We start from the raw sequence: 7,337 nt of genomic DNA, 5'->3' as shown, positions 1-7,337 counted from the left end.
GCAAGGGGGTTGCGGGCAGGGCGAGGCGGGGCCCGGGTCCGGGCCTCCGCACCTCGCGACAGTGAGGTTAGGCTAACCTACGTTCTCTGTGATCTCCGGGGTGAGCCCCCGGTACCGCCCATCCACCGGAAGTCAGTCGTGCTCCCTGTCAGAACCCCGCCCGAGCAGGGGACTTCGCCGTGCCCGCCGAGCGGGCGCGAGCCGGCCGGCCAGCCGTCAGGCCGGCGCCGGCACGCCCTCCGAGCGGCCGGGCTGCTCGCGTCCCTGGTCCTGCTCGCCCTCACCCTGGCGCTGAGTCTTGCCGTCGGCGCACGCCCGTTGACGCTCGCCGAGGTCTGGTCCGGGCTGGTCGACACCGGCTCACCGGCCCACACGGTGGTCCGCGAGATGCGACTGCCCCGCACCTGGCTGGGTCTCCTCGCCGGGACGGCACTCGGGCTGGCGGGCGGCCTGATGCAGGCCGTCACCCGCAACCCGCTGGCCGACCCCGGGCTGCTCGGCGTCAACGCGGGCGCCTCCGCGGCCGTCGTCTCCGCCATGGCCTTCCTCGGTGTCGCCGGATTCACCGGGTACGTGTGGTTCGCCTTCGCGGGCGCCGCCGCCGTCTCGGTGCTGGTGTACGCGGTCGGCGGGGGACGCGGCGCGACCCCGGCGCGCCTCGCGCTGGCCGGTACCGCCATCAACGCGGCACTCATCAGCTACGTCAACGCCGTGATGCTGCTGGACACCGCCGCGCTTGACCGGATGCGCTTCTGGGCCGTCGGGTCGCTCGCCGGCGCCGAGGCCGCGACCGTCGGCCGGTTGGCGCCGTTTGTACTGGTCGGGGTGGTGCTCGCGCTCGGTCTCGGCAGGGCGCTGAACGCGATGCAGCTCGGCGAGGACTCGGCGCGGGCGCTCGGCGCCCGACCGGCCGCCGTCCGGGCCGCCGCGATCGTCGCGGTCACGCTGCTGTGCGGGGCGGCCACGGCGGCCTGCGGACCGCTGGTGTTCGTCGGGCTGATCGTGCCGCACCTTGTGCGCTCCCTGACCGGCCCCGACCTGCGGTGGCAGCTGCCGTACTGCGCGGTCCTGGCGCCCGTGCTGCTCCTCGGCGCGGACGTGCTGGGCCGGGTGGTGGCGCGTCCCGGCGAACTGCAGGTGGGCATCGTGACCGCGGTGCTCGGCGGGCCGCTGTTCCTCTCCTTCGTGCGTCGGCGAAGGATGGTGCGCGCATGACGTCCTTCTCCGCGGAGCGGGCCGCCAAGGGCTCCGCCGGTCTGTCGGTACTGCGCCGGCGCGGGCTGTCGCTGCGGTTCCACCGCCGGTCGCTGCTGGTGAGCACCGGCCTGGCGCTGCTCACCGGCGCGCTGCTGGTCCTGCTCGTGGGCAGTGGCGAGTACCCGCTCTCCCCGGCCGAGGTGGTCGAGGTGCTGGCCGGCGGCGGGCACGCGGCGGACGCCTTCATCGTGAACGAGGTGCGCCTGCCGCGCGCGGTGACCGGGCTGCTGGTGGGCGCCGCGCTGGGGCTGTCCGGCGCGGTCTTCCAGGCGCTGGTGCGCAACCCGCTCGGCAGTCCCGACGTGCTCGGCTTCACCCAGGGCGCCGCGACCGGCGCGCTGGCCGCCATCGTGCTCGTCGGCGGCGGCAGTATGGCGCTGGCGACCGGCGCGGCGCTGGGCGGGATCCTCACCGGCGCGGTGATCTACCTGCTCGCCTGGCGCGGCGGCGCGCACGGGCAGCGGCTGATCCTGGTGGGCATCGGGGTCGCCGCGATCCTCACCGGCGTCAACGGCTACCTGCTCACCCGGGCCGACATGGCCGACGCCGGACGTGCCGTCCTGTGGCTGACCGGCAGCCTGGACGGCCGGGGCTGGGACAGCGCGCTGCCGCTGCTGGCGGTGCTGTGCGCCCTGCTGCCGCTGGTGGTCCTCGGCTGCGGGCGCGGGCTGCGGATGATGGAGCTGGGTGACGACGCGGCGTACGCGCTCGGCGTCCCGGTGGAGCGGGTACGGCTGGCGTTGCTTGTCGCGGCGGTCCTGCTGGCGGCGTTCGCGGCCGCCGCGGCCGGCCCGGTGGCCTTCGTCGCGCTCACCGCTCCGCAGCTCGCCAGGCGCCTCACCCGGGCGAGCGGGCCGCACCTGCTGCCGTCGCTGTGGACCGGCGCCGCGCTGCTGCTCGCCGCCGACTGGCTCGCCCAGCGGGCCTTCCCCGGGCATCTGCTGCCCGTCGGCGTGGTCACCGGACTGCTGGGCGGCGGCTACCTCGTCTGGCTGCTCGCCCGTGAACGCCGCGCCGGACGCCTGTGACCCGACCCGCACGCGCCGGCACCGGGCCGCGTCGTGCCATTCCGCCGAACCGCCGCCCCGCCGAACCGCCGAACGCAGAACGCACGTCGAGAGGAACATCCCATGGCCACCAGTGTGGACGCCGCTCGCGGCGGCACCGCCGCGGGCAGCGCCCGCCTGCGCGGCGAGGCGCTGACCCTGTCCTACGACGGCCGCACGGTCGTCGACGGGCTGGACGTCGCCGTGCCCGACGGCTCGTTCACCGTGGTCGTCGGCCCCAACGCCTGCGGCAAGTCCACCCTGCTGCGGGCGCTGTCCCGCATGCTGCCGCCGACCGCCGGGCACGTGGTGCTCGATGGCGACGACATCCGCGGGCAACCCGCCCGACGGGTGGCCAGGACACTCGGGCTGCTGCCGCAGTCGTCCACCGCGCCCGACGGCATCACCGTCGCCGAGCTGGTCGCGCGGGGCCGGCACCCGCACCAGGGGCTGCTGCGCCAGTGGTCGCCGGAGGACGAGCGGGTCGTGGCGGAGTCGATGGCCGCCACCTCCGTGGCCGAGCTGGCCGACCGGTTCGTCGACGAGCTGTCGGGCGGCCAGCGGCAGCGGGTGTGGATCGCCATGGCGCTCGCCCAGGAGACCCCGCTGCTGCTGCTCGACGAGCCGACGACCTTCCTCGACGTGCAGCACCAGTACGACGTGCTCGACCTGTGCGCCCACCTGCACGAGGAGCGGGGCCGCACGCTTGTCGCCGTCCTGCACGACCTCAACCAGGCGGCGCGGTACGCCACCCACCTCGTCGCCATGCGGGACGGCCGGATCGTCGCCCAGGGCCCGCCGGCGGAGGTGGTCACCGCCGCGCTGGTGGAGGAGGTCTTCCGACTGCCCTGCCGGGTGATCGAGGACCCCGAGACCGGGACACCGCTGGTCGTCCCGGCGGCCCGGAGGCGGGCCGCCGTGTAGCGTCGGGACCATGCACGCCATGCATGCCACGCACGCCACGCACGACGCCGCGACGCCCGACGAGGCACCGCGGGACACCGGTGGGCCGTCCGGGGAGTCGGCGGGGGAGCCGGACCGGCCGCCGGCGGACGCGGCGGCACCGGAGGACGGGCGGGAGGCGGCACCCGCCGAGTCGGAGGGCCCGCGTCCGCTCGGCGTCGCCGTCCGGCCGACCGGCCATCAGGAGATCGACGCCGCGCTCGCCCGGCTGGCCGACGCCGACCACCTCGCCGTCAGCGCCCACGTCGAGGTGTACGAAGATGTGCACCGCGGTCTGCGTTCCACGCTGACCGCCCTCGACCAGCACGAACCCGGGAGCTGAACGACAGGTGGCCGCATCTCGTACCCGGCGCGCCAGGCTCGACGCAGAGCTGGTGCGCCGCAAGCTGGCGCGCTCGCGTGAGCACGCCAGCCAGCTGATCGCCGCCGGCCGCGTGAGCGTCGGCGGCGCCCTCGCGGTCAAGCCGGCGACGCAGGTCGCCACCGGCGCCGCCATCGTCGTCCAGGACGACGACGGCGACCCGGACTACGTCTCCCGGGGCGGCCACAAACTGGCCGGCGCGCTGGCCGTCTTCACCCCGCTCGGGCTGCGGGTGGCCGGCCGCCGCGCGCTGGACGCCGGCGCCTCCACCGGCGGCTTCACCGACGTGCTGCTGCGCGCGGGCGCCGCGCGGGTCGTCGCCGCCGACGTCGGCTACGGCCAGCTGGCCTGGTCGCTGCGGAGCGATGAACGCGTTGTCGTCAAGGACCGTACCAACGTGCGGGAGTTGACGCTTGAGATGATCGACGGCGAGCCCGTGGACCTGGTCGTGGGCGACCTGTCGTTCATTCCCCTCGGCCTCGTACTGCCCGCTCTGGTGCGTTGCTGCGCGCCCGACGCCGACCTGGTGCTGATGGTCAAGCCGCAGTTCGAGGTCGGCAGGGAACGACTGGGCAGCGGCGGCGTTGTACGGAGTGGGCAGCTGCGGGCCGAGGCGGTCCGGGGCGTCGCCGAACAGGCGGCGGCGCTCGGCCTCGGCGTCCTCGGCGTGACCGCGAGCCCGCTGCCGGGCCCGTCGGGCAACGTCGAGTACTTCCTGTGGCTGCGCGCCGGGGCGCCTGACCTCGACCCGGCGGACGTCGAACGTGCCGTGGCGGAGGGGCCCCAGTGACAACAAAGACACACCGACGCACCGTTTTCCTGCTCGCCCACACCGGCCGGCCCGCGGCCGTCCGCAGCGCCGAGCTGGTGGTGCTCGGACTGCTCCAACGGGGCATCGGCGTAAGGGTGTTGGAGGAGGAGGCGCGGGACCTCCCGCTGCCCCGCACGACCGGCACCACGGGCGCCGTCGAGATCGTCACCCCCGGCTCCGACCTGCTGGCCGGCTGCGAGCTGCTGGTGGTGCTCGGCGGCGACGGCACCCTGCTGCGCGGCGCGGAGTTCGCCCGCGCCTCGGGGGTGCCGATGCTGGGCGTCAACCTCGGCACGGTCGGCTTCCTCGCCGAGGCCGAACGCGACGACCTCGACCAGGTCGTGCACCGGGTCGCCACCCGGGACTACGAGGTCGAGGAGCGCATGACGCTGGACGTCACCGTGCGCAACGGCGGCCCGGATGCCGAACCCTGCCACACCGACTGGGCGTTGAACGAGGCGTCGGTGGAGAAGGCGTCCCGCGAGCGGATGCTGGAGGTCGTCACCGAGGTCGACGGCCGCCCGGTCACCCGGTTCGGCTGCGACGGCGTGGTGTGCGCGACGCCCACCGGTTCGACCGCGTACGCGTTCTCGGCGGGCGGCCCCGTGGTGTGGCCGGAGGTGGAGGCGCTGCTGATGGTCCCGATCAGCGCGCACGCGCTGTTCGCCAAGCCGATGGTCACCGCCCCCTCCTCGGTCCTCGCCGTCGAGGTGCAGCCGCAGACGCCGCACGGCGTGCTGTGGTGCGACGGGCGGCGCACGATCGAGCTGCCGGCCGGCGCGCGGGTGGAGGTGCGGCGCGGCGCGGTGCCGGTGCGGCTCGCCCGGCTCCACCAGGCGCCCTTCACCGACCGGCTCGTCGCGAAGTTCGCGCTGCCCGTCGTCGGCTGGCGCGGCGGCCGACACGCCTGAACCCGGCACGCCCGAGCAGCGCCGCGCGCTCCGGGTCCGGCGGCCCGCCGACGCGCCGGGGGCGCGGTTCGCGGGGCGCGTCGCGGGGCGGGGTCGGAACCTCGTATGGTCGTATCCGTGTTGGAGGAGATGCGGATCCAGGCCCTCGGTGTGATCGACGACGCCGCCATCGAGCTGTCCCCCGGTTTCACCGCGGTGACCGGTGAGACGGGCGCCGGCAAGACCATGGTCGTCACCAGCCTCGGCCTGCTGCTGGGCGGACGTGCCGACCCGGCGCTGGTCCGGGTCGGGGCCGCGACCGCCCTCGTGGAGGGCCGTTTCACCCTCGACGCGGACGGGCCCGCCGCGCGCCGGGCCGTCGACGCGGGCGCGGAGCTGGACGAGGGGGCGGCGCTGCTCGTCAGCCGCACGGTCTCGGCGGAGGGCCGGTCCCGGGCGCACGCGGGCGGCCGCTCGGTGCCCGTCGGACTGCTCGCCGAACTCAGCTCCGACCTCGTCGCCGTGCACGGCCAGACGGACCAACAGGGTCTGCTGCGGCCGGCCCGGCAGCGCCAGGCGCTCGACCGGTACGCCGGGGACGCCGTCGCCCGGCCCCTGGCCGCCTACGAGAAGACCTACCGGCAGCTGCGGCGGGTCGGCGAGGAACTGACCGAGCTGACCACCCGCGCCCGCGAACGTGCGCAGGAGGCCGACCTGCTGCGCTTCGGACTGGAGGAGATCGGCGCCGCCGAGCCCCGCCCGGGCGAGGACGTCGAGCTCGCCGCCGAGGCGGACCGGCTCGGCCACGCCGAGGCGCTGGCCGCCGCCGCGACCGCGGCCCACGGCGCGCTCGCGGGCGACCCCGCCGACCCGGAGAGCGTCGACGCCGGCACCCTGGTCGCCGGCGCCCACCGGGCCCTGGAGGCGGTGCGCGCCCACGACCCGGTGCTGGCACAGCTCGCCGACCGCCTCGGCGAGGTGCACATCCTCCTCACCGACGTCGCCGGCGAGTTGGCCGGCTACGCCGACGACCTCGACTCCGACCCACTGCGGCTGGCCGCCGTCGAGGAGCGCCGGGCTGTCCTCGCCCAGCTCACCCGCAAGTACGGCGAGGACCTGAAGGCCGTACTGGACTGGGCGCAGCGGTCCGCCGCCCGGCTCACCGAACTGGACGGCGACGACACCCGCATCACCGAACTCACCGAGCACCGCGACCGGCTGACCCGGGAACTGGCCGACCTGGCCCGGCGGCTGACCGCCGCCCGGACCGCCGCCGCCGAGCGCTTCGCCGAGGCGGTCACCGCCGAACTCGCCGAACTGGCCATGCCGCACGCCCGGATCACCGTCGACGTCCGCCGGAGCGACGACCCCGACGGGCTGCCCGTCGACGGCCGCACCGTCGCCTACGGCCCGCACGGCACCGACGAGGTGGAACTGCTGCTCGCCCCGCACCCCGGCGCCCGGCCCCGGCCCATCAGCAAGGGCGCCTCCGGCGGTGAGCTCTCCCGGGTGATGCTCGCCGTTGAGGTGGTGTTCGCCGGTTCGGACCCGGTGCCGACCTATCTGTTCGACGAGGTGGACGCCGGCGTGGGCGGCAAGGCGGCGGTGGAGGTCGGGCGGCGGCTCGCCCGGCTCGCGCGCGGCGCCCAGGTTGTTGTCGTCACCCATCTGCCGCAGGTCGCCGCGTTCGCCGACCGGCACCTGCTGGTGGAGAAGACCAACGACGGCTCGGTCACCCGCAGCGGGGTCCAGGCGCTGGAGGGCGAGGCCCGGGTGCGCGAGCTGTCCCGGATGCTCGCCGGCCAGGAGGACTCCGAACTCGCCCGGGCCCACGCGGAGGAGCTGCTGGCGACCGCCCGCGCCGACCGCTGAGCGGACGGCGCCCCGGCGGCCGGGGCGGGCGGCCACTCGCACGGCCCAGGGCGTGGCCGGGAGTGACCTGTGGGTTTGTGGAGTTGTCACAGTGGGCTGGCATCCTTGGCGTCGGGGCCGCCCCCTCGGCCCCGCCC

Annotated in this window: 7 protein-coding genes; all 7 read left to right on the top strand. The window is 75.8% G+C overall.

The window, feature by feature from the left end; all coding sequences use genetic code 11:
- The first annotated feature begins 138 nt into the window (after positions 1–138).
- The 7 genes from GL263_RS17445 to recN all read left to right on the top strand — a co-directional run bounded on the left by GL263_RS17445 (position 139) and on the right by recN (position 7,200).
- Positions 139–1,215 (top strand): FecCD family ABC transporter permease, encoded by a 1,077-nt coding sequence (locus tag GL263_RS17445; protein ID WP_323379447.1) that lies wholly within the window; start codon positions 139–141, stop codon positions 1,213–1,215.
- Entirely contained in the window at positions 1,212–2,285 is a 1,074-nt protein-coding gene (locus tag GL263_RS17440; RefSeq protein ID WP_228456586.1) for a FecCD family ABC transporter permease, read from the top strand. The genes GL263_RS17445 and GL263_RS17440 overlap by 4 nt, the downstream gene beginning before the upstream one ends.
- 102 nt (positions 2,286–2,387) lie before the next feature.
- The gene (locus GL263_RS17435; protein WP_182856652.1) at positions 2,388–3,227 is read left to right on the top strand and encodes an ABC transporter ATP-binding protein; all 840 of its coding nucleotides are present in this window, start codon (positions 2,388–2,390) and stop codon (positions 3,225–3,227) included.
- Between the two features lie 19 nt (positions 3,228–3,246).
- Positions 3,247–3,588: a hypothetical protein gene (locus GL263_RS28455; protein WP_438947973.1), complete on the top strand. Its 342-nt coding sequence runs from the start codon at positions 3,247–3,249 to the stop codon at positions 3,586–3,588.
- Positions 3,589–3,595: 7 nt separating this feature from the next.
- Entirely contained in the window at positions 3,596–4,417 is an 822-nt protein-coding gene (locus GL263_RS17425) for a TlyA family RNA methyltransferase (RefSeq protein WP_182856651.1), read from the top strand.
- Positions 4,414–5,349, top strand: coding sequence for an NAD kinase (locus tag GL263_RS17420; RefSeq protein ID WP_182856650.1), 936 nt, complete (start codon positions 4,414–4,416; stop codon positions 5,347–5,349). The genes GL263_RS17425 and GL263_RS17420 overlap by 4 nt, the downstream gene beginning before the upstream one ends.
- Positions 5,350–5,454: 105 nt before the next feature.
- Complete coding sequence (recN, locus tag GL263_RS17415) at positions 5,455–7,200, top strand: DNA repair protein RecN (RefSeq protein ID WP_182856649.1); 1,746 nt, start codon at positions 5,455–5,457, stop codon at positions 7,198–7,200.
- Positions 7,201–7,337 lie beyond the last annotated feature (137 nt).

Source organism: Streptomyces durbertensis (assembly GCF_014156695.1).
GTDB lineage: Bacteria > Actinomycetota > Actinomycetes > Streptomycetales > Streptomycetaceae > Streptomyces > Streptomyces durbertensis.
The sequence above is the reverse complement of the archived record's forward strand: the minus strand, read 5'-3'. Positions and strand labels throughout refer to the sequence as shown.